The 25,816-nt window shown below is 74.4% G+C and carries 23 protein-coding genes; 12 read left to right on the top strand and 11 right to left on the bottom strand.

Annotated elements, in window-relative coordinates:
* Positions 1-533 precede the first annotated feature (533 nt).
* Together ACFWP2_RS13840 and ACFWP2_RS13835 are read right to left on the bottom strand one after the other, a co-directional pair.
* A complete protein-coding gene (locus tag ACFWP2_RS13840) occupies positions 534-977 on the bottom strand; it encodes a hypothetical protein (protein ID WP_380450597.1) in 444 nt (147 codons plus the stop codon).
* 36 nt (positions 978-1,013) lie between these two features.
* Positions 1,014-1,352 (bottom strand): hypothetical protein, encoded by a 339-nt coding sequence (locus ACFWP2_RS13835; protein ID WP_380450596.1) that lies wholly within the window; start codon positions 1,350-1,352, stop codon positions 1,014-1,016.
* A 214-nt stretch (positions 1,353-1,566) separates the two neighbouring features.
* On the opposite strand from ACFWP2_RS13835, the gene ACFWP2_RS13830 reads away from it, so the two are divergent.
* A complete protein-coding gene (locus ACFWP2_RS13830) occupies positions 1,567-2,334 on the top strand; it encodes a hypothetical protein (RefSeq protein WP_380450594.1) in 768 nt (255 codons plus the stop codon).
* Positions 2,335-2,449: 115 nt separating this feature from the next.
* Positions 2,450-3,007: a membrane protein insertion efficiency factor YidD gene (gene yidD / locus ACFWP2_RS13825; protein WP_380450592.1), complete on the top strand. Its 558-nt coding sequence runs from the start codon at positions 2,450-2,452 to the stop codon at positions 3,005-3,007.
* Between the two features lie 129 nt (positions 3,008-3,136).
* Here the strand turns inward: yidD and ACFWP2_RS13820 are convergent, their stop codons facing one another.
* Positions 3,137-5,497, bottom strand: coding sequence for a glycosyl hydrolase family 18 protein (locus ACFWP2_RS13820; protein WP_380450590.1), 2,361 nt, complete (start codon positions 5,495-5,497; stop codon positions 3,137-3,139).
* Positions 5,498-5,848: 351 nt separating this feature from the next.
* Here ACFWP2_RS13820 and ACFWP2_RS13815 point away from each other — a divergent pair, with 351 nt between their 5' ends.
* Both ACFWP2_RS13815 and ACFWP2_RS13810 read left to right on the top strand, forming a co-directional pair.
* The gene (locus tag ACFWP2_RS13815) at positions 5,849-6,505 is read left to right on the top strand and encodes a class I SAM-dependent methyltransferase (RefSeq protein WP_380450589.1); all 657 of its coding nucleotides are present in this window, start codon (positions 5,849-5,851) and stop codon (positions 6,503-6,505) included.
* Between the two features lie 120 nt (positions 6,506-6,625).
* Positions 6,626-7,756 (top strand): hypothetical protein, encoded by a 1,131-nt coding sequence (locus tag ACFWP2_RS13810; protein ID WP_380450587.1) that lies wholly within the window; start codon positions 6,626-6,628, stop codon positions 7,754-7,756.
* Here ACFWP2_RS13810 and ACFWP2_RS13805 read toward each other — a convergent pair.
* Positions 7,743-9,974 (bottom strand): hypothetical protein, encoded by a 2,232-nt coding sequence (locus tag ACFWP2_RS13805; RefSeq protein WP_380450586.1) that lies wholly within the window; start codon positions 9,972-9,974, stop codon positions 7,743-7,745. The genes ACFWP2_RS13810 and ACFWP2_RS13805 overlap by 14 nt on opposite strands.
* 302 nt (positions 9,975-10,276) lie before the next feature.
* On the opposite strand from ACFWP2_RS13805, the gene ACFWP2_RS13800 reads away from it, so the two are divergent.
* Positions 10,277-10,864: a TerD family protein gene (locus tag ACFWP2_RS13800; protein ID WP_380450585.1), complete on the top strand. Its 588-nt coding sequence runs from the start codon at positions 10,277-10,279 to the stop codon at positions 10,862-10,864.
* Positions 10,865-10,926: 62 nt separating this feature from the next.
* Here the strand turns inward: ACFWP2_RS13800 and ACFWP2_RS13795 are convergent, their stop codons facing one another.
* Both ACFWP2_RS13795 and ACFWP2_RS13790 read right to left on the bottom strand, forming a co-directional pair.
* Entirely contained in the window at positions 10,927-12,585 is a 1,659-nt protein-coding gene (locus tag ACFWP2_RS13795) for an ABC transporter permease (protein ID WP_380450583.1), read from the bottom strand.
* Complete coding sequence (locus ACFWP2_RS13790) at positions 12,582-13,508, bottom strand: ABC transporter ATP-binding protein (protein WP_380450582.1); 927 nt, start codon at positions 13,506-13,508, stop codon at positions 12,582-12,584. Before ACFWP2_RS13790 ends, ACFWP2_RS13795 begins: the two co-directional genes overlap by 4 nt.
* Positions 13,509-13,615: 107 nt before the next feature.
* Between ACFWP2_RS13790 and ACFWP2_RS13785 the strand changes: the two genes are divergently transcribed.
* Positions 13,616-14,122, top strand: a complete 507-nt coding sequence (locus ACFWP2_RS13785; protein WP_380450580.1) for a GbsR/MarR family transcriptional regulator — start codon at positions 13,616-13,618, stop codon at positions 14,120-14,122.
* Positions 14,123-14,261: 139 nt separating this feature from the next.
* Here ACFWP2_RS13785 and ACFWP2_RS13780 read toward each other — a convergent pair whose 3' ends face one another.
* Positions 14,262-15,641, bottom strand: a complete 1,380-nt coding sequence (locus ACFWP2_RS13780; RefSeq protein ID WP_380450579.1) for a lytic transglycosylase domain-containing protein — start codon at positions 15,639-15,641, stop codon at positions 14,262-14,264.
* 549 nt (positions 15,642-16,190) lie between these two features.
* On the opposite strand from ACFWP2_RS13780, the gene ACFWP2_RS13775 reads away from it, so the two are divergent.
* A complete protein-coding gene (locus ACFWP2_RS13775) occupies positions 16,191-16,601 on the top strand; it encodes a hypothetical protein (protein ID WP_360345400.1) in 411 nt (136 codons plus the stop codon).
* Positions 16,602-16,619: 18 nt separating this feature from the next.
* Positions 16,620-16,928, top strand: a complete 309-nt coding sequence (locus ACFWP2_RS13770) for a hypothetical protein (protein WP_380450578.1) — start codon at positions 16,620-16,622, stop codon at positions 16,926-16,928.
* A gap of 13 nt (positions 16,929-16,941) precedes the next feature.
* On the opposite strand, the gene ACFWP2_RS13765 is transcribed toward ACFWP2_RS13770, so the two are convergent.
* The 3 genes from ACFWP2_RS13765 to ACFWP2_RS13755 form a co-directional block, all read right to left on the bottom strand.
* Positions 16,942-18,573 carry an alpha/beta hydrolase gene (locus tag ACFWP2_RS13765; protein ID WP_380450577.1) on the bottom strand — a complete coding sequence of 544 codons (1,632 nt, stop codon included), beginning with the start codon at positions 18,571-18,573 and terminating at the stop codon, positions 16,942-16,944.
* Between the two features lie 182 nt (positions 18,574-18,755).
* Positions 18,756-19,397 carry an NAD(P)-dependent oxidoreductase gene (locus ACFWP2_RS13760; protein WP_380450576.1) on the bottom strand — a complete coding sequence of 214 codons (642 nt, stop codon included), beginning with the start codon at positions 19,395-19,397 and terminating at the stop codon, positions 18,756-18,758.
* Positions 19,398-19,463: 66 nt separating this feature from the next.
* Positions 19,464-20,387, bottom strand: a complete 924-nt coding sequence (locus tag ACFWP2_RS13755; protein WP_380450575.1) for an EamA family transporter — start codon at positions 20,385-20,387, stop codon at positions 19,464-19,466.
* Between the two features lie 110 nt (positions 20,388-20,497).
* Here ACFWP2_RS13755 and ACFWP2_RS13750 point away from each other — a divergent pair, with 110 nt between their 5' ends.
* Complete coding sequence (locus tag ACFWP2_RS13750; RefSeq protein WP_380450574.1) at positions 20,498-20,995, top strand: MarR family winged helix-turn-helix transcriptional regulator; 498 nt, start codon at positions 20,498-20,500, stop codon at positions 20,993-20,995.
* Positions 20,996-21,189: 194 nt separating this feature from the next.
* On the opposite strand, the gene ACFWP2_RS13745 is transcribed toward ACFWP2_RS13750, so the two are convergent.
* Positions 21,190-22,089 carry a methyltransferase domain-containing protein gene (locus ACFWP2_RS13745; RefSeq protein ID WP_380450573.1) on the bottom strand — a complete coding sequence of 300 codons (900 nt, stop codon included), beginning with the start codon at positions 22,087-22,089 and terminating at the stop codon, positions 21,190-21,192.
* A 29-nt stretch (positions 22,090-22,118) separates the two neighbouring features.
* On the opposite strand from ACFWP2_RS13745, the gene ACFWP2_RS13740 reads away from it, so the two are divergent.
* From ACFWP2_RS13740 to ACFWP2_RS13730, 3 genes are all read left to right on the top strand, one after another.
* A complete protein-coding gene (locus ACFWP2_RS13740) occupies positions 22,119-23,624 on the top strand; it encodes a PLP-dependent aminotransferase family protein (protein ID WP_380450572.1) in 1,506 nt (501 codons plus the stop codon).
* 313 nt (positions 23,625-23,937) lie between these two features.
* Complete coding sequence (locus tag ACFWP2_RS13735) at positions 23,938-24,960, top strand: glycoside hydrolase family 3 N-terminal domain-containing protein (protein WP_380450571.1); 1,023 nt, start codon at positions 23,938-23,940, stop codon at positions 24,958-24,960.
* A 290-nt stretch (positions 24,961-25,250) separates the two neighbouring features.
* Complete coding sequence (locus ACFWP2_RS13730) at positions 25,251-25,712, top strand: hypothetical protein (RefSeq protein ID WP_380450570.1); 462 nt, start codon at positions 25,251-25,253, stop codon at positions 25,710-25,712.
* The last annotated feature ends 104 nt before the right edge of the window (positions 25,713-25,816 follow it).

Raw genomic sequence — 25,816 nt, 5'->3', positions numbered from 1 at the left:
GCCGCGCCCGGGCGACGGGCACGGCTGACCGGCGCGGCGGCAAGCGTGGTCGCGATCTGCGCACTGGTCGGCGGAGCGACCGCCTCCGGCGCCGGGAGCCCCGGCGGGTACCCGCACGGCCCGGTGGTGGAGACCTGCGTCTGCGACGAGACCGACGTGTCGATGTCGGTCCGGCCGGGCGGGCAGGTGAGCGTCGATGTGGACGTGGACGTCCAGGTCGGGGTCACCGTCGCGCCGAGCGCCGGTCCGGGGCACCACTGGCCCTGGCCGCCGCACTGGCACCACCCCTGCCACACGCACAAGCCCACCGCGAAGCCGACTGCGAAGCCGACCGTCAAGCCCACCTCGCCGCCCTTCTCCCTGCCGCCCGTGACCTCGCTTCCCGTCCCCTCCCCGCCCTTCCCGTCGACGCCCCTCTCCTCGCCCTCGCGCCCGGCGGGACTGCGGAGCGAGTCCGGGCGGCCGGTCGAGGGACAGATCGGGCTGGGACCGACCGGGCCGGGCCAGGTCGGGCCCGGCCATGAGGGTGACGACTACGACGACGGAGACGAGGACGACTGGTACGGGGACCACGGCTGGCACCACCACCCGCATCCCTGCCCCAGTCCGACGCCCACGCCTACTCCCACGCGCACTCCCACTCCTACGCCGACTCGAACGCCGACGCGCACGCCGTCGCCGAGCCCCACTCCGACTCCGACGCTGAGCCCGACACCGACGTCCACGCCGAGCCCGACGCCGAGCCCGACGCCGACGCCGACGCCGACGCCGACGCCGACTCCGACGTCCACGCCGAGCCCGACGCCGACGCCGACGCCGACTCCGACTCCGACGTCCACGCCGAGCCCCACGCCCACCCCGACTCCGACCCCCACCTCCACGCCGTCGCAGAGCCCTACGCCGACGCCGACTCCGAGCCCCACCCCGACTTCGAGTCCGAGCCCGAGTCCGAGTCCGAGCCCGACACCGACGTCCACGCCGACGCCGAGCCCGAGCCCCACTCCGAGCCCGAGTCAGACCCCCAGCCCGACGCCGGCGCCCACCCCGGCGCCCGCTTCACCCGCGCCCCCGGCGTCGCCCGCTCCCGCACCGCCACCTGCCCCGGTGCCGGCTCCGCCCGCCCCGGCCCCAGTGGTTCCCGCGCCGGCGGCCCAGAGCCCGGCCGCGCCCAGTCCGCCGGCCCCGAGCCCGGCGGCCCCCAGCCCCGTGGCCTCGCCGAGCGCGGCGCGTCCGAGCCCGCTGTGGCCGACCCCGTCGGCACAACCGGTGTTCCGCGTCCAGGCGACGAAGCCCATGCCGCTGGCCCGGCACCACCAGGGCATCTCGATGACCACCACGATGCTGATGATCATGGTCCCCGCTGTGATCGCGGCGGCGGCCCTGCGGCCGGGCCATGGCGGCCGAGGTCGCGGTGGCCGCGCGAACAAGTCCTGACGGGCGCCTGACGGGCCCGCCGACCGGTTCCCTCCCGGTTCCTTCCCGGCGGTGGGCCCGTCCCCACGGCCCGTGGCCGCCCTCCCGACTTTTTCCGTTCCGTCACAAGCCAAGCCAGAGAGAGGAGTTCCCATGTCCGAGTGGGTGGCGTTGATCATCGCCATGGCGTCGGCCTGTGCCGTCGTCGTGGCGGTGGTGGTGCTGAGGCAGCGCCGACCGATCGAGGAGAGCACCGACGAGACCCCGGACGTCATCGAGTACATCACGATGATGATCGGGGTGGTCTACGCGATCGTCCTCGGTCTCGCCATCGCGGGTGTCTGGGAGGCGCGCGGTGCCGCACAGGACGACCTGTTCCGCGAGGCGCAGTCGCTGCGCGAGGTGAGCGACCGCGCGGTGGTCTACCCGGTGGAGTTCCGGGACCAGGTCCGGGCCGACGTGGACGCCTACGTCACGTACGTGGTGAACACCGAGTGGGACTACATGAAGGAGAACGGGGCGATCACCGAGAAGGGCGACCAGCTGCTCCAGAAGCTCCAGAACGACGTCGCCACCCGGGCGCCCGCCTCCGACCTGGAGTCGCAGTCCTACCAGCCGATCATGGACCGGATCAGCCAGGCCTCGGAGGCCCGCAACTCGCGTGGGCAGAACGCCGGGCCGACGATGCCCGGGGTGGTCTGGCTCGGCCTGATCGGTGGTGCGGTGGTGACCGTCGGCATGCTGTTCGCGCTGCAGATCCGGCGCACGCCACGGGAGTTGACCCTGGCGCTCTGCTTCAGCGTGCTGATCGCCTTCCTGCTGTTCATGATCTGGGACTTCGACAATCCGTTCTCCCGGAGCGTGTCGGTGACCACCCAGCCGTTCGAGGACCTCTTCCCCTCGCTCAACCTCGGCGGCTGAGCGGCCGGGCTCCGCCCAGGCGGCTTCACTCGGGATCCGGGCAGGTGATCTTCGGATAATCTTGCCCGGATCGTCGGGGTCGGCCTCGGCGGAGAGAACGAGGGGATCGTCAGCAGTGTCCGACCCGACGCCGGATCTCGGCGCCCACTTCCCGCCGGCCCGCCCGGAGCGTGCCTGGCTGTGGCTGCCCGCCTCGGAGCGGCTACGGCGGAAGAAGCAGCGCCGGATCTGGGAGGAGTACCGGAAGCGCTACCGGACGGAGGAGCACGCCAAGGCCCAGCGGCGCAAGCACCTCCGGAGGGAGGGCGCCGACTGCTGCCTCGACGGCTGCTGCGAGTTCGCCGATCCCTGCCTGATCGCCCTGATCCCGGTGATGATGGTCTCCGGCGTCCGGTTCGCCCTCACCGGAGCGCGCGGGCGCCGGCCGGCCGACCCGTCGGCCCCCGCCCCGCGCGGGTTCGCGGCCGGGGTGCTGTACGGCGCGGTGCGCTACTACCGCACCGAGGTCAGCCCCCGCCGTCCGGCCTGCTGCCCGTACACGCCGTCCTGCTCGACCTACGCGGTGCAGGCGCTGCACCGGCACGGCGCGCTGCGCGGGGCCCGGCTGACGGCCGGACGGCTGCTGCGCTGCCGCCCGGGCGCGGGCGGGACGGACCCGGTGCCGCCGCGCTGAGCCACGCCGAGTCGCGCGGAGCCACACCGAGTCGCGCTGAGCCACGGAGAGTCGGCTCGCCGGAACGGCAGAGCCACGAACGGCCCGCGCGGAGCTCCGCGCGGGCCGTCACTCCTTGCCGACGGGGCGTCAGCGAAGGCTGCTGTCCATCGCGTTGAGCATCGTGGCCGAGGCGTCGTCGTTCTCCAGGGAGAAGGCGAACAGCCCGCCCAGGCCCTTGCTCCTGGCGTAGGCCCCGCGCGCCTGGACGGCCTGCGGGGTGTCGCCGGTCCAGAAGTTGGTGCCGTCGTAGACCCAGCTGCTCTCGGTGACCGGGTCCCAGTGGGTCTGGGCCGGGGTCGGGTTGAGCTCCTTCCAGGCGGCCAGACCGGCCTCCTGGCTCAGCGGCTTCTTCGCCGTCGGGCCGGTCGCGCTCTGGTACAGGCCGTAGTCGGAGCCGGCCGGGACTCCGGTCCAGCCGCGCCAGTAGAACGGGATGCCCAGCACGATCTTGTTCGCCGGGAAGCCGCCGGGGATGCCGTACTCGGGCAGGCCGGTGGTGTACGCGGCGAGCGTGGTGTCCACGTTGTACTTGCGGGTGCCCGGGGTGATCGGCGTGGTCGGGTCGGCCGGGCTGTCGTGCAGCGGGTCCTGGTGGTTGGTCGGGCCGGTGGCGTCCCACGCGCCGTGCATGTCGTAGGACATCACGTCGGCGTAGTCCAGGTAGGCGCCGATCTTGTCGGTCTCCAGCTGGGTGATCTTGTCCTGGCCGCTGGGCAGTGCGGCGGTCAGCAGGTACCGCTTGCCCTGGGCGGTGCCGAGGGCGTCCAGCTGGGTGCGGAACTCCTTGAGCAGCAGGGTGAAGTTCTGCTTGTCGGCCGCGGAGTAGTGGTTGCCGGTGTGGCCGCCGGCCGAGCCCGGGTACTCCCAGTCGAGGTCGATGCCGTCGAAGAGGCCCGCGGCCGAGGCCGGACCGCCGGAGGCGTCACCGGCCACGCCGGTCGGCAGGTTCCCCTTGAGGAACATGTCGACGCACGAGGAGACGAAGGCCTTCCGGGAGGAGTCGGTGGCCGCCGCGTCGGAGAAGTACTTGGAGTACGTCCAGCCGCCGATCGAGATGGTGTAGCGCAGGTTCGGGTACTTGGCCTTCAGCTGCCGGAGCTGGTTGAAGTTGCCCTTGAGCGGCTGCTCCCAGGTGTCGCCGCTGCCGTCCACGCTGGTGCCGGCGTTGTAGTCGGCCTGGTAGTCGGCGTAGGCGTCGCCCGCGCCGTCACCGGCGTTCGGGTTGGACTCGTTGGCCGAGTCGGAGGCCTTCACCGCCTGGAAGCAGGTGAACCTGGTGGGGTCGATGTTGGCGAACGCGTAGTGGATGACGTCCAGCTTGGCCGCCGCGCCACTGGTGTCGACGTTCTTCGCGTTGTACGCGTTCTCGTAGACGCCCCACTGGTCGAAGTAGGCCGAGCGGACCGGCTGTTGGGCGGGGGCGGCCGCGGTCGTGGTGCTCACCGGCGCGGACTGGGCGGAGGCGTGGCTGCCGGAGTAGCCCTGGACGCTGAAGGTGTAGCTCCGGCCCGGCAGCAGCGAGCTGACCGCGACGGAGGTGCCCATCGAGGTGGCGACGAGCTGGCCGTTGGACCACACCTTGTAGGCGACCGCGCCGTCCCCGCTGGTGAGGGTGGAGGGCTGCCAGCTGAGCACCACCGCGTTGGACGTCGTCCGGGTGACCGCGAAGCCGGTCGGGGTGGTGACCTTGCCGTCCCCGGCCGGGCCGCTCGCGGTGGCCGTCGGGGTCGGCGTGGTGGTCGTGGGGGTGCCCGTCGGGCTGTTGGTCGCGGTCGGGCCGCCGGTCGCGGTGGGGCTCGCGGTCGCCGTCGGGCTGGCCGTGGCGGTCGGACTGGCGCTGGCCGTGGGGCTGGTGGTGGCCGTAGGGCTGGTGGTCGCGGTGGGGCCGGCCGGGCCGGTCAGCGTGAGGTCGTCCGCGTAGTACGCGCCCGTGCCGTACCAGCCGTGGGTGAAGACGGTGACGGAGCTCGTGGTGGCACCGGTGGTGAAGGTGGTGCTCAGCTGGTTCCAGCCGGTCCCACCCGGGGTCCAGGCCGAGGAGTTGACGCCGGTGCCGGTGGCGCCCAGGTAGACGTAGCTGCCCTGGACCCAGCCGGCCAGGGTGTACGTGGTGTTCGGCTGGACGGCGACGGTCTGCTGGCACTGCGCGGTGTCGGAGGCCGAGGCGGCGCCGCTGAGCGCGCGGCTCCCGCCGTGCACCGGGGTGGTGACGACCGATCCGTTGGAGCAGGTCCAGCCGGCCAGGGTGCCGGTCTCGAAGTCGCCGTTGGCCAGCAGGTTGACCGGGGAGGCCGAGGCGGAGCCGAAGGTCAGGGCGAGGGCGGCGCCGCTGGTGGTCAGGGTGGCGGCCAGGGCCAGTGCGGTGGCCCTTCTGCGGTGGGCGGCCCGGCGGCCGGCGCGCTCCCCGGCGGGGTGGGCGGGCCGTGCGGGCATGACGCGGTCGTGCATGCGGTGGGTCCTCCGGATGTGTGGGGGGTTCCGGCGGTGCGGTGGCCCGGGTGGGCCGAGGGAGCCGGCCCGGGCGCGGTGGGGGCGCGCGGGCTGGTGACACGTGCTGACGAGCGGTGCGCGGACACGACGGGCGGCCGACCCGTGCACGTCACGACTGAACAGATTGGACTGGACCAATATTCGCCGTCAAGGGTGTCCGCCCGCTGGACGGCCTCCGGCACGTCGGAGCCGCCGCCCGCACGACCGCCCCCGCAGGGCCGCCTCCGGCCCCGGGGGAGCGGCGGCCGGCCCGGCGGCGGGCCGGTAGGTTGGCCGGTACGAGCAGGCCCGTCGAACGGAGGACGCGCGATGGACAGCCAGGACTGGGACGACCGCTACGCCGCGAGCGAGCTGGTGTGGGGCGCCGCGCCCAACCAGTGGGTGGTCCGCGAACTGACCGGCCGCACCCCCGGCCACGCCCTCGACCTGGCCGCCGGCGAAGGCCGCAACGCCATCTGGCTGGCAGCCCAGGGCTGGGACGTCACCGGACTGGACTTCTCCGCCGTCGCCCTGGAACGCGCCGAACGGCTCACCGCCGAACTGCCCGACGAGGTCGCCGACCGGCTCACCTGGCGCCACGGCGACGCCCGCTCCTTCGAGGCCCCCGCCGCCGGCTACGACCTCGTCCTGGTCGCCTACCTGCAGATCCCGGCCCCGGACCGCCGGGCCGCGCTGCGCCGGGCCGCCGACGCGCTCGCCCCCGGCGGCACCCTGCTGGTCATCGGGCACGACCTGAGCAACCTCACCGAGGGCGTCGGCGGCCCGCAGGACCCGGCCGTGCTCTTCACTCCCGAGGACGTCCTGGCCGACCTCGCCGACCGCGGGCTGCGCTCCGTCCGCGCCGAGCGGGTGCACCGCACGGTCGGCGGCGAGCCCGGACACAAGGGCGGCGAGGGCGGCGACGCCGGCGCGGGGGGACGGGTCGCGGTGGACGCGCTGGTGCGGCTGGAGCGCGGCGCCGGGTGACGCGCGGCCTGCGGGCCGGCCGCGGCGGCACCTGCCGGTGGGAGGTACCTGCCGGTCGGCGGCGCCTGATCCGCCTGGCGGCGGACGACGGCTGACGCGACGTCAACTAGCCTGCGGGGCATGAGGACTCGCATGCTCCCGGTGGCCCTGGCCGCCGCCGCGCTGCTGCTGACCGGATGCGGTGGTTCGGGCCCGGGCTCCGGCTCCGCCGACCAGGAGCGGCCGGGGCCCGGACCGACCGGCACGTCGCCCACCGGGCCGCCACCGACCAGCACGCCGTCGACCAGCACACCCGAGGCCGAAGCGCCCTCGGCTGGTGCCGAGCGCCGCGCCGACGGCGCCCGGTTGCTCTACCGCGCCGGGGGCGGCCGCAGCGCGCAGAACCCGGCCTTCGCCCCGGACGGCCGTTCCCTCCTGCTGACCGAGTTCAGCGGGGGCTACAACAAGGGCGACGCCGCCCTCGGCATCCTGCCGCTGGACGGCGGCGCCCCGCGCACGGTGCTGGCGGACCCCGACCGGGCGGCCGTCAACCTCCCGGGCACCAGCTGGAACGCCGCCGCCGATGCCTTCGCCTTCGCCACCGACCGGGAGTCCGGACACGACGAGATCTGGCTGATGCGGCCGGGCGGCGCCCCCGAGCGGGTCACCAGGCATGCCGACGGCAGCGGCTACAGCGAGCCGAGCTTCTCCCCGGACGGCGAGTGGATCGTCTTCCAGCAGAGCTGGGAGCCGGAGCACGCCGCCGCGCAGGGCGACGCGGCCGAACAGGACTCGCTCTGGAAGGTCCGCCGCAGCGGCGGTGCTCCCGTCCTGCTGGTGGACGGCCGGGGTACCGGCACCGACAACCGGCAGCCGAACTGGTCCCCGACGGGCGACCGGATCGTTTTCCAGCGCCGCGGCGCTGGCCGTGAGGACTGGTCGCTGTGGACGGTGGACGCGGACGGCGGCAGGCCGCGGCAGGTCACCGGGGCGCCGGGCGAGCACACCGACCCGAGCTGGTCCCCGGACGGCCGCTTCCTGGTCTTCTCCTCCACCCTGGGCGAGCTGCCGCACGCCCAGGTCTTCGTGCTGGAGGCGGCCGGCGGCACCCCCGTCCGGGTGACCGGCGACGACGGCGCCTACGACGGCGCGCCGAGCTGGTCCCCGGACGGGCGGTGGATCGCCTTCGAGTCCGCCCCGGGCGGCGAGTCCGCTCCCGCCGCCCTCTGGCGCATCCCGGCGCCCCGCCTGGCCGCCGCTAGCCGGCGCTGATCGTCACCACCGAGTACTGCGCGACGGTCAGCGGCACGCTGACCGTTCCGCCGGTGACGGTGTACGGGACCGCCTTGGGCGCCGGGTCGGTGCCGTCCGGACTGGCGACGGTGACGGCGGAGACGCTCGCCCCGGCCGGAAGGGCCCAGGAGAGCGTGCAGTTGGCGGGCGCGCTGCGGAAAGCGGCCGGGGTGTCGCCGAAGTTGGTGAAGTTCACCAGGTGGACGACGGTGTCGGCGCCGAGCCGCCGGGCGTCCAGGAAGATCCGGCGGTCCCCGGCCAGGGTGACCTCCGGCGGGGCGGACTGCCGGACAGCGGTGAGCAGTTGGTCCGCCGAGGCCTGGTCGGTCTTGGTGAGGTAGCTCAGCCCGGGCAGGGTCTTGACGTACCAACAGCTGCCGCTGCCGTAGGAGTTCGTCTTCGTTGCGGGCAGCGGGTCGGCCTTGCGCAGGCCCAGCACGTCGGAGAGTGCGAACTCGGTTCGCTGGCCGCCCAGTTCGTCGAGCGCGGTGGGTGCCGGGCCGGTGATCACGATCGTCCCGCCGGCCGAGACGAAGCCGCGCAGCAGCGCCGCCTCGGTGTCCGAGACCGCCTGGAGGTTGGGCAGCAGGAGGACCTTGAACCGGGCCAGGTCGTCGGCGGTCAGGCCGGGGCTGGGCACGGTGTCGAAGGGGACGTGGGCGTAGACCAGCGCCTTGACGGTGCCCCGGAACTCGCCGAGCCAGGAGAGCGAGGCGCAGCTCATCCCGGGGTCGTCGCCGCCCCACCAGTCGGTGATCCCGGCCGGGGCCGTGGCGTTGACGTACATCCCGTTGCCCTCGCCGGGGCCCACGTAGTCCCGGGACGGGGCGGAGTGGTAGACGCCGACCCGCGCGATCGAGACCGGGTCGTAGAGCTTCGTCTGGTTGGTGCGCACGAAGCGGTACATCCGGGTGCGCATCGCGGCGTCCACGGTGTCGTTCTTGAACGGGGTCTTCACCTCGTACGGGTTGCAGCCGGCCGCGATCAGCTGGGACATCACCAGCGAGGCGTCGTCGGCCTGCCAGCCGTAGGAGAACGCCCAGGCCGGCTTGGTGCCGCTGGCGGCGCGGGCGTACTTGTACATGGAGATCAGGCAGACCCAGTCCGAGGCGGTGGCGTGCCGCATGCCGTCGTAGTTGCCGAGGATGTCCACCTCCCAGACCTGGCTGACGGCGCCGGGGGCCTGTCGCAGGTAGCCGCCGTCCAGGCCGATCGAGGTGGCGTAGCGGTAGTCCATCGACACGGTCTCGACGAAGGTGACCAGGTCGGGGTTGACCGAGCGGCCCGCGTCGGCGATGTCCAGCTGGAACCGGAGCAGGTTGCGGTGGCGCCACTCGACGTAGCGGCGGAAGACCGGGTCGGCGAAGTTCGCGGCCTTGGGCAGGGCGAGGCCGGTGTCGGCCTTGAACGCGGCCGCGCCCCAGGTGGAGGCGTCGCACCAGGAGAGCACGCCGTCGAAGTAGATCGGGACGTCCGGCCAGATGCCGTCCACGCCGGTCGCGGCCACGCCCTTGATCCGGTTGAGGTAGTAGTCCCGCCAGGGCGAGTTGGGGCTGAGCCAGACGCTCTCGTCGCCCGGGTCGACCCAGACCACCACGCTGCCGTAGAACACGTTGGGCTTTCCGGCGAGGTCGCGCTGGACCCAGTTCTTGCCCTGGTCGTTCTTGTAGAAGGAGCGGCCCTTCTCGCCGCCGGGGGAGATCAGCTCCAGCGACGGGTAGTACATGACGACCTTGAGGCCGGCGGCGTGGGCCAGGCCGGTGAACGTCTTCACCTCGGCCATGTGGGCGGCGAACTGGGCGTCGGTGAGCCAGTCGGAGAGCAGGGTGTCCAGCTCGATGACGCTGACCTCCTGCGCCTTGAGCGCGTCCACGGCGCTCTGCATGTCGGCGGGCTCGTTGAAGGTGCCGTCGGCGATGCGGGCGTAGCGGGTCCAGTCCGGCCAGGTCTGGGCGGCGGTGGCGCGCAGCCCGGCGGCCCGCGTGGACGAGGGCCAGAGGCCGTCGTACTGCGCGGTGCCGTGGTCGGTGTCCGGTGCGGCGGCGGCCCAGGCCGCGCCGCCGGGCAGCAGTCGGACGGTGGCCAGCGCGCCGCCGGCGCCGAGGCCGGCCCGGAGCAGTCGGCGGCGGCCGAGGCGGGATCCCTCCGGCCGCCGCGGCGTTGCGTGCTGTTCGGTTCCTTCGTGCTGCTCGGGCATGGTGGTCCCCCCAGCGAGAGCGGGCCGGCGCGCGTCGGCACGGCCCGGGAACGGTCGTGAGCACTGCGAGTCGTGAGCGTTGCGGGGCCGACCCTAGACGGTGCGCCGCCCCGGTCGGCCGGTCGCGGCCCGCGGCTACGCCAGACGTCGGACCGCCGGTTCCCTCAGTGTGCGGACCGTTGTCGGGGTGAGGCCCGGGGCAATACGGGGTAGAGGTGCTCGCAGGACACCGTCGATGATCATAAATTCTCTACAGTGCTGTAGATTCGCGGCACGGGCGGTGGCAGAACGAGGAGGACGCGATGAGCGTTTCGCTGGCCAAGGGGCAGAAGATCAGCCTGGAGAAGCCGGGGGGCGGGCAACTGAGCCTCGTCCGGATGGGCCTCGGCTGGAAGGCGGCGGAGCGCAAGGGCTTCTTCGCCAAGCTGCTCGCCGCCGGCCGGGAGATCGACCTGGACGCCTCCGCGGTGCTGTTCGCCCAGGGGCGGCCGGTGGACGTGGTGTTCTTCCAGCACCTCAACAGCAACGACGGTTCGGTGCGGCACAGCGGGGACAACCTGGTCGGCGGCGCGGGCGACGCGACCGACGACGAGTCGATCACGGTCGACCTGGCCACCGTCTCCGCCGAGGTCGACCAGATCCTCTTCACCGTCAACTCCTTCACCGGGCAGACCTTCCAGGAGGTCGAGGCGGCCTTCTGCCGGCTCGTGGACGAGACCACCGGCGTCGAGCTGGCGCGCTACACGCTCACCGGCGGCGGCCCGTACACCGCGCAGATCATGGCGAAGGTGCAGCGCACGGCGACCGGCTGGCAGATGGCCGCGATCGGCCAGCCGGCCAGCGGGCGGACCTTCCAGGACCTGATGCCGGAGCTGGTCAAGCACCTCTGACCACCCGCGACGGGGTCCGGCGCTCCCGCGCTTCGGTGCCCCACCACTCCGGCGTCCCGGCGTCAGTCGACGTCGCGGCGCCGGAACCCGGCCAGGGCCAGGACGATCAGGGCGGCCGCGACCAGGGTGAGCACGGCGAGCGGCGTCCAGTCCATCGCGGCCGCCGGGAGCCGGGGCACCTGCCCGTACGGGGAGAGCCGCTCCAGGCCCGCGGGGAGGCCGAGCAGCGGGCCCAGGTAGCCGATCACGAACGCGTACCCGGGCACCAGCCAGGCCAGCGGCATGGCCCGGGGCAGCCAGCCGTACACCGCGGCGGCGAAACCCACCGTCACCCACTGGGCGGGCGCGAAGGCCAGTGCCGCGCCGGTCAGCCGCGGGAACGCGCCCGCGTCGCCGCTGGACAGCGCCCCGGCCAGGCCGAAGCCCACGCCCGCCGCGAGCAGGACGGCGGTAGAGCCGAGCAGGGCCGCCGCCAGGTGCCCGCCGAGCCAGGCGGACCGTGACACGCCGGTGGCCAGCACCGGCACCGCCCGTCCGGCGCTCTCCTCGCCGCGCGGGCGCAGCGTGGCCAGCACCGCGTACACGCCGCCGACCACGGCGACCACCAGCATGGTCAGCGCGGCGTAGGAGTCGGCGAGGGTCTGCCCGCCGAGCCGGTCCAGCGCCTCCCGGATCCGGTCGACGTCGCCCAGCATCGATTCGGCGTCGCCGAGCAGCGAGCCGTACATCGCGCCGACCAGCAGCAGGGCGACCGCGAAGCCGCCGAGCAGGCCGCGGTGCAGGCGCAGCGCGAGACCGAACGGGGTGCCCAGGGCCGGGCTGCCGGTGGGCGGGCCGGGACGGGCGGCGCGCAGGCCGGCGCCGTGGTCCCGGCGGCCGCTGAGCGCGAACCCGGCGGCGGCGGTCGCGGCGGTCAGGGCGAGCGCGGGCAGCAGCGGCCACCAGCGGTCGTCGACGAAGGGGTAGCTGCGCTGGAGCCAGCCGATCGGGGAGGCCCAGGAGAGCGCGCCCGAGCCGGCGTCCCCGGCGGCGCGCAGCGCGTAGGCGCCGCCGAGCACGGCGAGGGCGAGCCCGGACGCGGTCCGGGCGTGCGCGCTGAGCTGGACGGTGACCGCGGCCACCGCGGCGAACAGCAGCCCGGCGAGGGCGGTCGCGGCGCCGTACAGCGCGGATCCGGCGGCGGTGAGGCCGGGGATGCCGAGGGCGGGCAGGCCGGCCGCGAGCAGTAGGCCGAGCGCGAGGTCGGCGACAGCGGCGGTGGCCAGGGCGGCGGCGAGCGGGGCGTGCCGGCCGACGGCGGCGGAGCGGAGCAGTTCGGCGCGGCCGCTCTCCTCCTCGGCCCGGGTGTGCCGGGTGACGGTCAGGATGCTCAGCAGCCCGGCCAGGACGGCCAGCAGGCCGAGCAGCCGGTGGCTGAGCATGGCGCCCCAGGTGTAGTCGGTCAGGTAGTGGGCCGGTCCGCTCATCGCGAGCATCGCCGGGTTGGCCGAGCCGTGGGCGATGGCGGCGCGGTCGGCGGCGCTCGGGTAGACGGTGTGGACGCTGTTCGCGCTGGCCAGGGTGGTCAGCCAGAGGCCGAGCACCCAGGCGGACAGCCGCAGCCGGTCGCGGCGCAGGGCGAAGCGGAGCAGCGCGGCGGTGCCGGCCAGGGTGGTCCGGGTCGCCGGGCGGCGGGGTGCGGCGGTGCGGCCGGCGGCCGGTCCGGCGGCGGTGGCGGTCATCGCAGGGCCTCGCCGTCGACGCGGTGCCCGTTGGCGGCCAGCTCGTCGCCGTAGTGGCGCAGCATGAGCTCCTCCAGCGTGGGCGGGTGGCTGAGCAGGGCGCGCAGTCCGGCCGCGCTCAGGAGCCGCACGGCGGCGTCGAGTTGGGCGCCGTCCACGGAGAACCGGACCAGGTCGCCTTCGGTGTGCAGGCCGTGCACGCCGGTCAGCGCCTCCAGTCCGGTGACCGGGCGAAGGGTCCGGGCCTCGACGGTGGTGCGGGTGAGGTGGCGCAGCTCGTCGAGGGTGCCGCTCTGCACGACCCTGCCGTGCCGGATGATGCTGACCCGGTCGCCCAGCTTCTCCACCTCGTCCAGGATGTGACTGGAGAGCAGGACGGTGCGGCCCTCCCGCTTGGCCTGGCGCACGACGTCCTGGAAGACCACCTCCATCAGCGGGTCGAGGCCGGAGGTCGGCTCGTCGAGCAGCAGCAGTTCGGCGTCGGAGGCGAGCGCGGCGACGATGGCGACCTTCTGCCGGTTGCCCTTGGAGTAGCTGCGGCCCTTCTTGGTCGGGTCGAGGTCGAAGCGCTCGATCAGCTCGTCGCGGCGGTGGCGGTCGGGCCGGCCGCGCAGCCGGGAGAGCAGGTCGATGGCCTCGCCCCCGGTGAGGTTGGGCCAGAGCTCGACGTCGCCGGGCACGTAGGCGAGGCGGCGGTGCAGCTCGACGGCGTCGTGCCACGGGTCCTTGCCGAGCATCCGGGCGCTGCCGCCGTCGGCGCGCAGCAGGCCGAGCAGGACGCGGATGGTCGTGGACTTCCCGGAGCCGTTGGGCCCGAGGAAGCCGTGGACCTCGCCGGCCTCGACGGTCAGGTCGAGGCCGTCCAGGGCGGTGGTCCGGCCGAAGGTCTTGCGCAGGCCGGACAGGGTGATGGCCTTGGTCATGCTTGTGAAGCTACCGTAGTTTCAGAAAAGCGTGAAGATTGGGAAGCGTTTAAAGTTCGACCACGGGTGAGTGATCATGAGTGATCATCGGAAAGGGGCTCAGGGTGGTGCGGGGAACGAAGGGGCCGGGGAAGCCCGAGGAGCAGCGCGAGGACACGCCGGTGTCGGACTTCGTCGAGCGCTTCGCCGCGGAGCTGGTGGTCGCGGGCATGGGCCGGATGCCGTCCCGGATCTTCTCCTGCCTGATGGCGGAGGAGAGCGGGGTGCTCACCTCCGCCGAGCTCTCCCAGCGGCTGCGGATCAGCCCGGCGGCCGTCTCCGGCGCGATGCGCTACCTCATCCAGGTCGGCCTGGTCGCCAAGGAGCGCGAGCCCGGTTCCCGGCGGGACCGCTACCGGGTGCTCGACGACGTCTGGTTCGAGTCGCTGACCCGGCGTGACGAGAACATGCTGCGCTGGATCCGGGTGCTGCGGGACGGCGAGGCCACCGTCGGCGCCGGCACGGTGGCGGGGGAGCGGCTGGCGGAGAGCGCCGCCTTCTTCGAGTTCATGATCGACGAACTGCACGGGATGCTGGGCCGCTGGCGCGAGCACCGCGCGGCCCAGGCGCCGTAGCGGCCGCGAAGAGTCGGCGCCCGTGAAGAGTCGGCGCCCGCGAAGAGTTGGGGCCCGTGAAAAGTCGGGCCCGTGGGACGGCGGAGGGCCGTGACAAGCGGTGGGGCGCGGTTCCGGGGAGGGAACCGCGCCCCTCAGCTCACTTCGTCGGGGCCGCCGACGGCGAGAACGCCGGGCTGGGGATGGTGCTGGGCGCCGCCCCCGGGGTCTGCGTCGCGGTCGGGGTGGGGGTGGGGCAGCCCGGGAGGGGCGTCGCCGTCGGGGTGCCGGTGGGCGTGGCCGTCGGGGACGGCGAGCCCGTCGGGGTGGGCGTGCCGGTGGGCGTGGCCGTCGGGTCCGGGCAGGCGGTGGGCGTACCGGTCGGGGTGCCCGTGGGCGTGCCGGTCGGGGTCGCCGTCGGGGAGGTGCCGCCGCTCGGGGTGGTCGTCGGCGTCGCGGAGGGCGAGGTCGAACCGCCGGGCGTGGGCGTGGCGGTGGCGCTCGGGGTCGTCGTCGGCTGGGGGCTCGGCGACTGGTCCGGGGTCGGCGTGACCGGGGTGGTCGGCTGCGGCTCCGCGGTGGGCGGCGTCGTGGTCGCGCCACCGCCGCCCGGGAGGCTCGGGGCACCCGGCAGGTTCGGCGTGGACGGCGCGACGGGCGACGCCGGGGATCCGGGGCGGTTCGGGACGCTGGTCACCGTGCCGCTGCCGTAGTGCGCCATCCAGTTGCGCACCGTCCGCAGGTACTCGCCCGAGTTGTTGTAGCTGAGCACCGCCCGGTCGAGCTGCGCCGGGTCGGCGAGGTCGCGGCCGCCCGCGCAGAGGTAACGGCCGGCGGTCTCGGTGGCGTCGAAGACGTTGTTCGGGTCGGCCTTGCCGTCGCCGTTGGCGTCCGCGCCCCAGGAGGCCCAGGTGGAGGGGATGAACTGCATCGGCCCGACGGCGCGGTCCCAGCGGGAGTCGCCGTCGTAGCGGCCGCCGTCGGTGTCGGCTATCGCGGCGAAGCCGTTGCCGTCCAGCGCCGGGCCGAGAATCGGCGTCAGGGTCGTGCCCGCGGCGTCCACCTGACCGCCGTTGGCCTGGCCGGACTCGACCTGGCCGATCGCGGCGAGCAGCTGCCAGGGCAGGTGGCAGCCCGGCGAGCGCTGCGCCAGCGAGGCCTCGGCCCGGTGGTAGGCGGCGAGGACGGTGGCGGGCAGCGCGGGCCCGGTGGCCGCGAACGGACCGGCCGAGGGCAGGCCGGGCAGCGAGCCGGGCGGCTGCGGGAGCTGGACGGTGCCGCCGCCGTCGGCCGGAACGCCGGTGCCGAAGGTGCCGGGAAGGTCGGTTGAGGGGCCTCCGGGAAGCGAGCGGCCGACGTCCTGGCCGTCGGCGCCACCGGCCGCACCGGCGTCGGCGACCGCGACCGGGGCGAGCCCGATGCCCGTCACCTGGGAGCCGGTCAGCGCGGCGAGCGCGACGAAGGCCGCCGCCGTGCCCGTGAGCCGCTTGCCGATCCGGAGCTTCCGCCCGCCCCTGGCCTTGCCGATCCGCACCGTCATCCGCTACCCCTCCCCGTTGCCGCCCGGACCCTCCCGGAACGGTTGAGCTGTCGTCATCGTGCCCGTCCAGCTGTGGACCAGGCCCGCCGCCGGGACGATTAGTATCACGACGATCTGACAGGGACAGGGTGACCGGGAGGCGGACCGGAGCCCCCCGAGGGGTTAACTCGGCACCTCAGTGGGGGTGCGGCCGGGCCCCGTGCCGTTTCGGAGCCTTCGTCGAATGCCGCTTCCCCGACTGTCGTCCGGAACCAACTCGCCTGTCGGTACGAGAAGTTGACTGAGAGGACAACGGCGGTGGGACGGGCGCACCCCGGCGCCGAACCGGCGGTTCGGAGCACAGGGGTGGTGCGTGCGCGGTGTTTCGGGCTCCCCGGCGCCGCCCGTCGTCCACCCTCCTGACCTGCCGGAACGTCGGCGGCTGGGGGTGGCGCCCCCTACCAGGCCGGGCGCAGGGGCGCCAGATGATGGCACCGACTACGCCCTGGACGGGTGACGTTCTGGTGAAAATGGGCATGCCAGGAATCACCGCCCTGCATGCTGTGCCGCGTGATGATGCGGATGGAGGTCCAGACCGTGAGCGCCAACCTGCCGGAGACCCTCGCCGAGGGGGCGGTCGTCCTGCCGGCGCCCCCTCGGGTGGTGGACGACCTGGCCCGTGACCTGACCCAGGCCGCCGCGGCCGTCCGGGCGGTGTCGCGCACCCGCCGCTCCGGTGGGGACGTCGCGGTCGCCGCGTACACCGCGGTGGTGTGCACCGGGCGGTCGGCCGCCACCGCCCTGGAGGAGGCCGCCGCCTGGTGTCGGCAGGCCCCCGAGGCCGAGGTGCACTCGCTGGCGTGGGCGCGGGTGCCGGGCCACCGGGAGGACGTCCACGAGTACCGCGTCACCCTGGCCGTCAGCTTCGCCGACGGAGAGACCGGCGAGCACCTCGGCGACACCCACCACGCCCGCCGCTGACGCCGTATGATCGCCCCCATGACTGAGGGGGGTACGAACGACGTGGTGAACGGTCCGACCGCCGGCGCGGACGAGACGCCTGCGGGGGAGCACGCCGACGGCCCGCGGGAGCTCCCGCGGGCCGCGGCCGTCGCGATCACCGTGCTCGTGGCGCTCTGCGGCGCCGCGGTGCTGCTGGCGGTGTTCCACTGGCTGGGCTGGTCCGCGCCGGGGATCGGCTGGATCGTCGCCAAGGCCGGGATCAAGCTCGCCGTCGGGGGCTTCGTCGGGCTGGCCGTCGGATTCTCCTGGCTCCGGACCAGGCTCCGGGCCCGGAGCGGGAGTTGACCGAAGGGGTCGGTCAACCCGCCTGCGGAGACGGGCAGGTGAGGTCGCGAGCGGGTGCCTTGTCGTCCAGCAGGTAGCGCTCGACCACCCCGCTGACGCAGGTGTTGGACGTGGGGTACTGGCCGTGGTCGCCGTTCCCGGTGACGGTGACCAGCCTGGAGCCGCGCAGCGCGCGATGGGCGCCGAGCGCCGCCTCGTAGTACGTCGCCGGATCGTGCACCGAGTTGAGCATCAGCGTGGCCGGCAGACGGGCGCCGGTCACCTTGACCTCGGGCGCCGGGGCGACCGGCCACGAGGCGCAGACCGCGCTGAAGGCGAGCGTCCGGGCGCCGGCCAGCGGCCAGCGGGCGGTGTTCTCGGCGCCGCGCTCGATCCAGACGTCCAGGTCCCTGGTCCACGGGGTGTCGTTGCAGGTCACCGCGAAGTACTCGGCGAGGAACTGCGGGCTGAGGTAGCCGGCGAAGGCCTGCGCGGCCGCCGTCCTGGTCGCCGGGTCGACGCTCGGCCAGTTGTCGACGGCGGCCAGGATCCGGGCCAGGTCCGGGAAGTCGGACGCCCGGTAGATCGCCGACATGGCGAGGCTGTCCAGCTGGTTCGGGCCGATCGTCACCGAGCCCTCGACGATCGGGGAGTCGTGCAGCGCGGCACGCCGCTGCTCCCAGTGCGCCCGCACCTGCTCCGGCGTCGAGCCCCAGTGGTAGGTGGCGTCCCGGGCCGCGAGCCAGGGCACGAAGTCCTCGTCGAAGCGGCGCTGGAAGCTCATCGGCTGTCCCAGCTCGAAGGTCTCCCAGGTGCCGTCGAAGCCGATGTTGCTGTCCAGCACCATCCGTTCGACCCGGTGCGGGAAGAGCGTCGCGTAGTAGGCGCCGATCATCGAGGCGTAGGAGGGGCCGTAGTAGCTGAGCTTGCGCTCGCCGAGCAGGCCGCGGAAGAGGTCGATGTCGTGGGCGGTCTGCTCGGTGGTGAGGTAGGGGATCAGATCGCCGCTGCGCTCCTGGCAACTGGCTGCCAGCTTCCTGGAGTTGGCGATGACTCGGTCGACCGCGGCGGGTGACTGATCGCGGTAGTCGCCGGCCAGGAAGTCCTGGAACTCCTCCTGGGTCTGGCAGACCGCCTTGGTGCTCTCGCCGACCCCGCGCTGGTCGAAGCCGACGATGTCGTACGCGGCGGCGACCGCCGGGGCGCCGCCGGCCAGATTGGCCGGGCGCAGCAGGCCGGTGCCGCCGGGTCCGCCGGCCGCCATCAGCAGGGTGCCCTTGCGCGAGGCCGGGTCGGTGGCGCGGTGCCGGGAGACGGCGATGGTCAGATCGGCCCCGACGCCGGCGTGGTGCCAGTCGCGCGGGGCGGTCATGGTGGCGCAGTCCAGGGCGGGCTTCTTGGCGCAGGGCTGCCAGTCGAGGGTCTGGTGGGTGTAGCGGGCGGGCACGGGGTCGGCGTCGCCCGGGTCGCGGCCGGTGGCCGCGCCCGCGGTGGTGGGCGCGGCCAGGCCGGCCAGGACGGCGGCGGCGACGGCCAGGGCGGCGCGGCGGGCGCGGCGGGCGTGCCGGGCGCGGGGTGCGCGCCCGGCCGCCGCGGCTGCTTCCTGCGGGGCTGAGCCGGCGTGGGCGGTGCTCGAGGTGGTGCCGGGGGCTGCGGTTTTGGTCACGGGAACGATCCTGTCCGGCTCCGGGCTGATGATCGATCATCCCCACTGCCGTCTTCGGGGTGGTGCTGGGTACACCCCCGCCGGGATGGCGGCTCCAGGTGACCGGGTGACCGGGTGACCGGGTGACCAGGTGACCGGGTGGCGGAGGTGGCCGGCGACCGGGTAGCCAGGCGGCCAGGCGCTCAGTAGGCGGCGGTGAAGCGGGCCCCGCGGTGAGCGGGCCGCTCGACCTCGTCGAGGAGCGCGACGGAGAGGTCCTCCATGGAGATCGCCGAGTCGCCCTCGGCGTCGACCAGCAACTCGTCGCGGCCGGTCCGGTACCGTCCGGTGCGCACGCCGGGCTCCAGCAGTGCGGCCGGGCTCAGGTACGTCCAGTCGACGTCCGGGCCCGCGGCGCGGTAGTGATCGAGCTGCTCGCCGCAGGCCAGGGCGATCGGCCGGATCTCGTCGGGGAACCCGGGGCTGTCGACCAGGGTGGTTCCGCCGCCGCCAGGGACGAGCAGGCTGCCCGCGCCGCCGACGGCCAGCAGCCGCACGCCGGTGCCGGCGATCCCGGCCAGCAGGCCCTTGGTGGCGATGGCCAACTCGTGCTCGCTGCCGGGCACCGGACGGGTGGCGGTGACCACCACGTCCTGTCCGGCCGCGATCCGGGCGACGTCCTCGGGGTTGCGGGCGTCGCCGACGACCACGTCGGCGGCGGACGGCAGTCCGTGAGGCTTGGCCGGGTCCCGTACGACGGCGGTGACCTGGTGGCCGCGGGCCAGGGCCTCGGCCACGACCCGGCTGCCGACGTTGCCGGTGGCGCCGAACACGGTGATGCGCATGGTGGTACTCCCCGAGGAATTCGTGGTGCTGGGAACGGTGGTGTGAACGGTGGTGGCGGGACGGGGTCAGACGGCCGTGCGGACGGGCTGAGCGGTGCCGGCCGGATCGGCTTCGGGCGCCGACTCCGGTGCGGTGCGCGGCCGTTGGGTCTGGGCGGCGATCAGCGAGCCGAGCACGACCAGCGCGCCGAGTGCCTGGAGCGGGCTGAGGTCCTGGCCGAGCGCGAGCCAGCCGAGCAGGGTGGCGACCACCGGGCTGAGCAGTGAGAGGAAGGAGACCGAGGTCGGCGGCAGCTCGCGGAGCCCCCGGAACCAGAGCGCATAGGTGACGGCCGCGCCGATCAGGCAGAGGTAGGTGTAGCCGAGCACATTGGCGAGGGTGTAGTGGGACGGTGGCGCGCCCTCGGTGAGCAGCGTGACCGGTACCAGCAGCAGTCCGCCGGCGGTGAGCTGCCAGCCGGTGGTGGCGAGCATCGGCGCGGGGGAGACCCAGCGCTTGGAGAGGACGATGCCGGCGGCCATCACCACGGCGCCGCCGAGCGCGGCGAGCACCCCGACGGCGTCCAGCTCGGCATTGGCCCGCAGCACCAGCAGGCTGACGCCCGCGACGCCCGCGATGCCGGCCAGCACGGTGCGCAGGGTGAGCCGGTCGCCGAGGACCAGGGCCGAGAGCCCGGCGGTGACCAGTGGCTGGACGGCACCGACGGTGGCCGCGATGCCGCCGGGCAGACGGTAGGCGGCGATGAAGAGCAGCGCCTGGAACACCCCGATGTTGAGGGCGCCGAGGATCAGCGAGCGCCACCACCAACTGCCCTGCGGCAGGCGGCGGGTGAGGGCGACGAGGAGCAGCCCTGCGGGCAGGCAGCGGATGACGGCGGCGAGCAGCGGGCGGCCGGGCGGCAGGAGTTCGGTGGTGGCCAGGTAGGTCGTGCCCCAGACCGCCGGGGCGAGGGCCGTCATCAGGACGAGGGCGAGGCGATTTCTTAGCACTAAGGCAATGTATCTCAGCGCTAAGACATTCTTCGCCGGATCGGGTGAGTGATGTGGCTCACAGTTACCTCATCGCTAAGGAATCTGGTCGGGATCGCTACCCTGAACCCGTGGCAGATCATGTGGACCGCATCGTCGCGCAGTGGGGCGCCGAGCGCCCCGACCTGGACGTCTCCCCGATGGAGGTGTTCGGCCGGCTCAAACGCCTCTACCGGCTGGTGGACGCGGAACTCAACCGCACCTTCGCCGAGCACGGACTGGACGCCGCCTCCTTCGACGTCCTCGCCACCCTCAAGCGCAGCGGCCCGCCGTACCGCCTCACCCCCACCGGACTGATGCAGTCCGCGATGGTCACCTCCGGCGCCATCACCCAGCGCCTGGACCGGCTGGAGGCCCGCGGCCTGGTCACCCGCACCCGCAGCGACCAGGACGGCCGCAGTCGCGAGGTCGCCCTCACCCCCGAGGGACACGCCCTGATCGACCGCGCGCTGCCGGACCACCTCGCCACCGAGCACCGCATGCTGGCGGGCCTCGGCGAGGGGCAGCGGACCGCGCTCGTCGAGGTGATGCGCACCCTGCTGGCTGACCTCGGGGACAGCCCGGAGTAGTCCGGTCCGCGCCTGTGCCCGGCAGGTCGGCAGGTCGGCGCGCCGGTGGGCCGGTGGCCGGTGGGTCGCCGAGACGCCGCGTCGGCGGCTCCCGCGGGCGCGGTCGAGACCCCCGTCCACCACCCCGCCCGCGGGCTCCGCGCCCGTCGGAGACCGTCCCGCCCCGCCCCGACCCAGGCGGCCTTGCGTCAGGACTACGGCCTGACCGCCACCGCCTTGAAGAAGGCGTAGTGGAAGGTCCCGCCCGGCCCGGCCGCGCGGCGCAGCTCCGCGATGCCCTGGTCGAAGGCCTCCGGGGTGGTCAGCCCGGCGGCCAGCGCCTCGCTCCGGACGGACTCGACCATCGCGACGAAGGTCCGCAGGGTGAAGCCCTCCACCAGCGCCGGGCGGGCCTCGTCGGCGTAGACCGTGCGCGGCCGGACCGACACCCGGGCGAAGCCGGCCGCGGTCAGCAGCGGGTGGAGGCGGCGCCCGAGCAGGCCGTCGCCGCCCGCCCGTGCCTGCAGTCGGACCAGGTGGTCGATGGTGCGCCGGGCCGCCGGGCCCTCGGGGTGGAAGAAGGCCGAGCCGTGGTCGCCCTCGACCACGGTGATCGTCCCGCCCGGCCGCAGCACCCGGCGCAGCGCCGCCAGCCCGGCCGCCGGGTCAGGCAGGTGCTCCAGCACGAAGCACAGGAAGACGTGGTCGAACGAGGCGTCCGGGAACGGCAGTCGGTGCAGGTCGCCGTGGTGCCAGGTGACGTCCGCGGCGGGCGCCTGCGCGGCGACCCGGGCGCGGGCCCGGTCCAGCGACTCCGCCGAGAGGTCCGCCGCCGTCAGCCGGATCCCCGGGTTGGCGGCCAACAGGTGCACGGTCTGCGCCCCCACTCCGCAGCCCGCCTCCAGCACCCGGCTGCCGGCCGGGTACGCGGTGCCGGCGTGCAGCAGTTCGGCGAGGGTGTCGGCCTGGTCGCCGAGGCGCCGCGCCTCGGTCTGCGAGTAGCCGTGGACGTAGTCGTGGTGGCCCTCGTGGTCGTCGTGGCCGTCGGGGTGCTCCGGTGCGGCCGATTCCGTGGGCCTGGGCGTTTCCGTGGGCCTGGGCGTTTCCGTGGTCATGGCCCCACCCTCGCCGCCACTATGGTCCGGTGAACAGGTCCAAAGTGACGGAACCCGACCGGTCCAAAGAGGCCGGCGCCGACTTCCTGCAGCTCGACACCGCCGACGCCCCGCCCGGCGGACTCACCGACTGGCTGACCGGCCGGCTGCGCGCGGCCGTCGCCGACGGGCGGCTCCCGGTCGGCACCCGGCTGCCCGCCGGCCGGGTGCTGGCGGCCGAACTCGGTGTCTCCCGCGGGGTGGTGACCGACGCCTACCGGCGCCTTGCCGAGGAGGGGCAGGTCGCCGGCCGCGGGCGGGGCGGCACGGTCGTGGTCGCGGCCCCCGCGGCACCGGCGGACGCGCCCGTGGCACCGCTGGCGGAACCGCCCCGCCCGGCGTCCGCGCTGTTCCGGGCCGATCCCGCCCCCGAGGTCTTCGACCTGCTGCGCGGCACCCCCGCCCGGATCGACCTCACCCCGGGCGTGCCCGACCTCGCGGCATTCCCCCGCACCGCCTGGCTGCGCGCCGAACGCGCCGTCCTCGACGGCCTCGCCGCGTCCGACCTCGGCTACGGCGACGTGCGCGGCACCCCGGCCCTGCGCCGGGCCGTCGCCCACTGGCTGGCCCGCAACCGGGGCATCCGCGCCGATCCGGACGAGGTGCTGATCGTCGCCGGCACGGCCCAGGCGCTCGCGCTGCTCGGCCGCGCCCTCGGGCGGGCGGGCATCGACGAGGTCGCGGTCGAGGACCCGGGCTCGCTCGGCGCCCGGCAGCACCTCGCCCACTGGCTCTCCGCCACCCCGCCGGTCCCGGTCGACGCCGAGGGCATCCGGGCCGACGCGCTGCGCGCCACCGGCGCCCCGGCCGTCCTGCTCACTCCCGCCCACCAGTACCCGACCGGCGTCGTGCTCGGCGGCGACCGGCGGCGCGAACTGCTGCGCTGGGCGGAGGAGGGCGGCCTGGTCATCGAGGACGACTACGACGCCGAGCACCGCTACGACCGTCCGCCCGTCCCGGCCCTGCGCGCCGCCCTGCCGGACCGGGTCTGCTACGCGGGCAGCATCTCCAAGCTGCTCGCTCCGGCGCTGCGCACCGGGTGGCTGCTGGTCCCGGCCCGGCTGCGGGAGGCCGTCCTGGACGCCAAGCGCTTCGCGGATCTCGGCAACCCGGTGCTGCCCCAGCTGGTCCTCGCCCGACTGATGGAGTCCGGCGAGCTCGACCGCCACCTGCGGCTGCTGCGCCGCCGCCACCGGCGCCGCCGGGACGCCATGATCGCCGCGATCCGCACCCACCTGCCGCGAGCCACCGTGCACGGCGCGGCGGCGGGCCTTCACCTGATGCTGACGCTTCCGGAGGAACCCGGCCGCGGCGACACCGAGCTGGCCGCCGCCGCCCTGGCCGAGGGGGTCAAGGTGCAGCCGTTGTCCTGGCACGCCCGGCTTCCGTACCCGCCCGGCCTGGTGCTCGGGTACGCGGCGGGTTCGGCGGCGGAGATCGCGGAGGGGGTCGCCGTCCTGGGGCGACTGGTCCGGCGTTCGGGGGTGTCGGCTTGAGGATATTAAGGCTGACTATCGGATGAATCCGGTGTGCGGGGGAGTGCCCCGCCGGACCCCTGGGTACGTTGACATGCCGAAGTCACCTGTCGACCCGGGAGGCCGAATGGCCCCGTTCCGAAGTCTCGCCCAGTTCGGGGTGGTGCTGGCCGTCATGGGGATCGCGCTCGGCCCGGTGCCGGTCGGCTCGCCCGCCCGGCCGCACGGCGCTCCGAGCGCTTCGAACACTCCGGGAACTCCGGGTGCTCAGGGAACCCCGGGAGGTCCGGGAGGCCCGGACGCTCCGGGCACGGCGAACGAGAGGAACACGACGATGGCCGGCCAGGAGCAGGAGGACTCCCGGACGCTCGCCGGGCGGCGGATCGTGCTGTCGTACTCCGGGCCGACACCGCCCGCCGAGGTGCTCCGGACGATCCGGGAGGGGCGGGCCGCCGGGGTGATCCTGTTCGGCGAGAACGTCACCAGTCCGGAGCAACTCGCCCAGGCGGTAGCGGAGTTGAAGCAGGCAGCGGCCGAGGCGCCGCACCCGCGCACGCTGCTGCTGATGACCGACCAGGAGGGCGGCAAGGTCCGCCGGCTGCCCGGTGCGCCCGAACTCTCCGCCCGCCGCGTCGGGTTGGCGTCGGACCCGGTCTTCGCGGCCGCGGACTCCGGGGCCGGCGCCGCGCGGACCCTCGCCGACGCCGGGCTGAACCTCAACCTCGCCCCGGTGCTCGACGTCTACGACAAGCCGGACAACTTCATCGACCACTCCGAGCGTTCCTACAGCCAGGACCCGGCCAAGGTCGCGGAGTCGGGCAGTGCCTTCCTCGCCGCCCAGCAGGGCCTCGGCGTGGCCGCGACCGCCAAGCACTTCCCCGGCCTCGGTGCCGCGCCCCGGGGGGAGAACACCGACGAGCGCCCCGTCACCCTGAACGTCCCGCTGTCGCAGCTCCGCTCCCGGGGCGAGGCCCCGTACCGGGCGGCCATCGCGGCGGGCGTACGGCTGGTGATGGCCTCGTGGGCGGTCTACCCGGCGCTGGACCCGGACCACCCGGCCGGGTTCTCGCCCACGATCATCCAGGGCGAGCTGCGCGGCCGGCTCGGCTTCGACGGCGTGACCGTCACCGACGCCATGGAGGCCGAGGCGCTCGCCCCGTACGGCGGCACCGGCGACCGCGCCCTGGCCGCCGCCGGCGCCGGGATGGACCTGCTGCTCTGCTCCGCCCGCGACCCCCGGCAGGCCCAGGAGGCCACCGAGGCCCTGGCCGCCGCCCTGGACGACGGCCGCCTGGACCGGCACGCCTTCACCGAGGCCGTCGCCCGGGTCGACGCCCTGCGCGGTGCGCTGGGCTGAGCCGGCCGGGGTCCGCCCGGGCCGTCGGGGACGCGGGCCCGGCCGGACGGTTCGGATGCGGTTCACCCGGCCTCCACGTGGGCGTTGCCCGCGCGGGTGCGGAAGTTCTGCCGGTCCAGGGTGATTGCGCCATTGAAGGTCTGATTTCAGTCGAGGCCTCGCTTCCAAGGGTAAACCGGGGTCAGGACACAGGAATCGCATGGCAAAGTTCCTGTCGTGGACCTATGAAATGTCATATGTGCCACACCACCTGTCCCAGTCCGTCCCGTCCCCCTTCAAGGAGGAACCCCATGAACCGGATAGCCCGGATCGCCGCCGGCGCCGTCGGTGCCGCCGCCCTGCTCTCGGCCCCCGTTCCCGCGTTCGCCGCGGCCCCGGCCCCGGCCGCCACCACCGTCACCACCTGCGGCTACTCCAGCCTCCAGGCCGGCCTGGCCACCTACGCCTGCGCCGACGTGACCGGTGACAGCGTCGCGATCTACGGCAAGATCGGCCTGGCCGGCCCGCCCTCCCCGGGCACCCCGTGGCCGCCGGCGCCGAAGGAGCTGGTGACCCACCTGTCGGCCAACGTGGCCGGCGGCGCCTCGCTCGGCGCGGTGAACGGCCGCACCGTGTTCCAGGTGTCCACGGTGCGGGTCGACGGCATCTCGGCCACCGTGTCCTGCGGTTCCACCGTGCACGTCTCCTTCGACGTCGAGGGCTTCTGGAGCGGCCAGGTGCCGGCCACGGTGGATGTGCCTGTAGTCTGCTGACGGCTCGTCACCGTTACCGCCGAGTCCGGGAGTTGGCAGCGTCCCGGGCTCGGCTTTCGCATGCCGCGGGGCGGCCGGGCTCCTCCGGGGGACCGCCCCGGAGG

This window comes from Kitasatospora sp. NPDC058444, from assembly GCF_042721415.1.
Lineage (GTDB): Bacteria > Actinomycetota > Actinomycetes > Streptomycetales > Streptomycetaceae > Kitasatospora.
The sequence above is the reverse complement of the archived record's forward strand: the minus strand, read 5'-3'. Positions and strand labels throughout refer to the sequence as shown.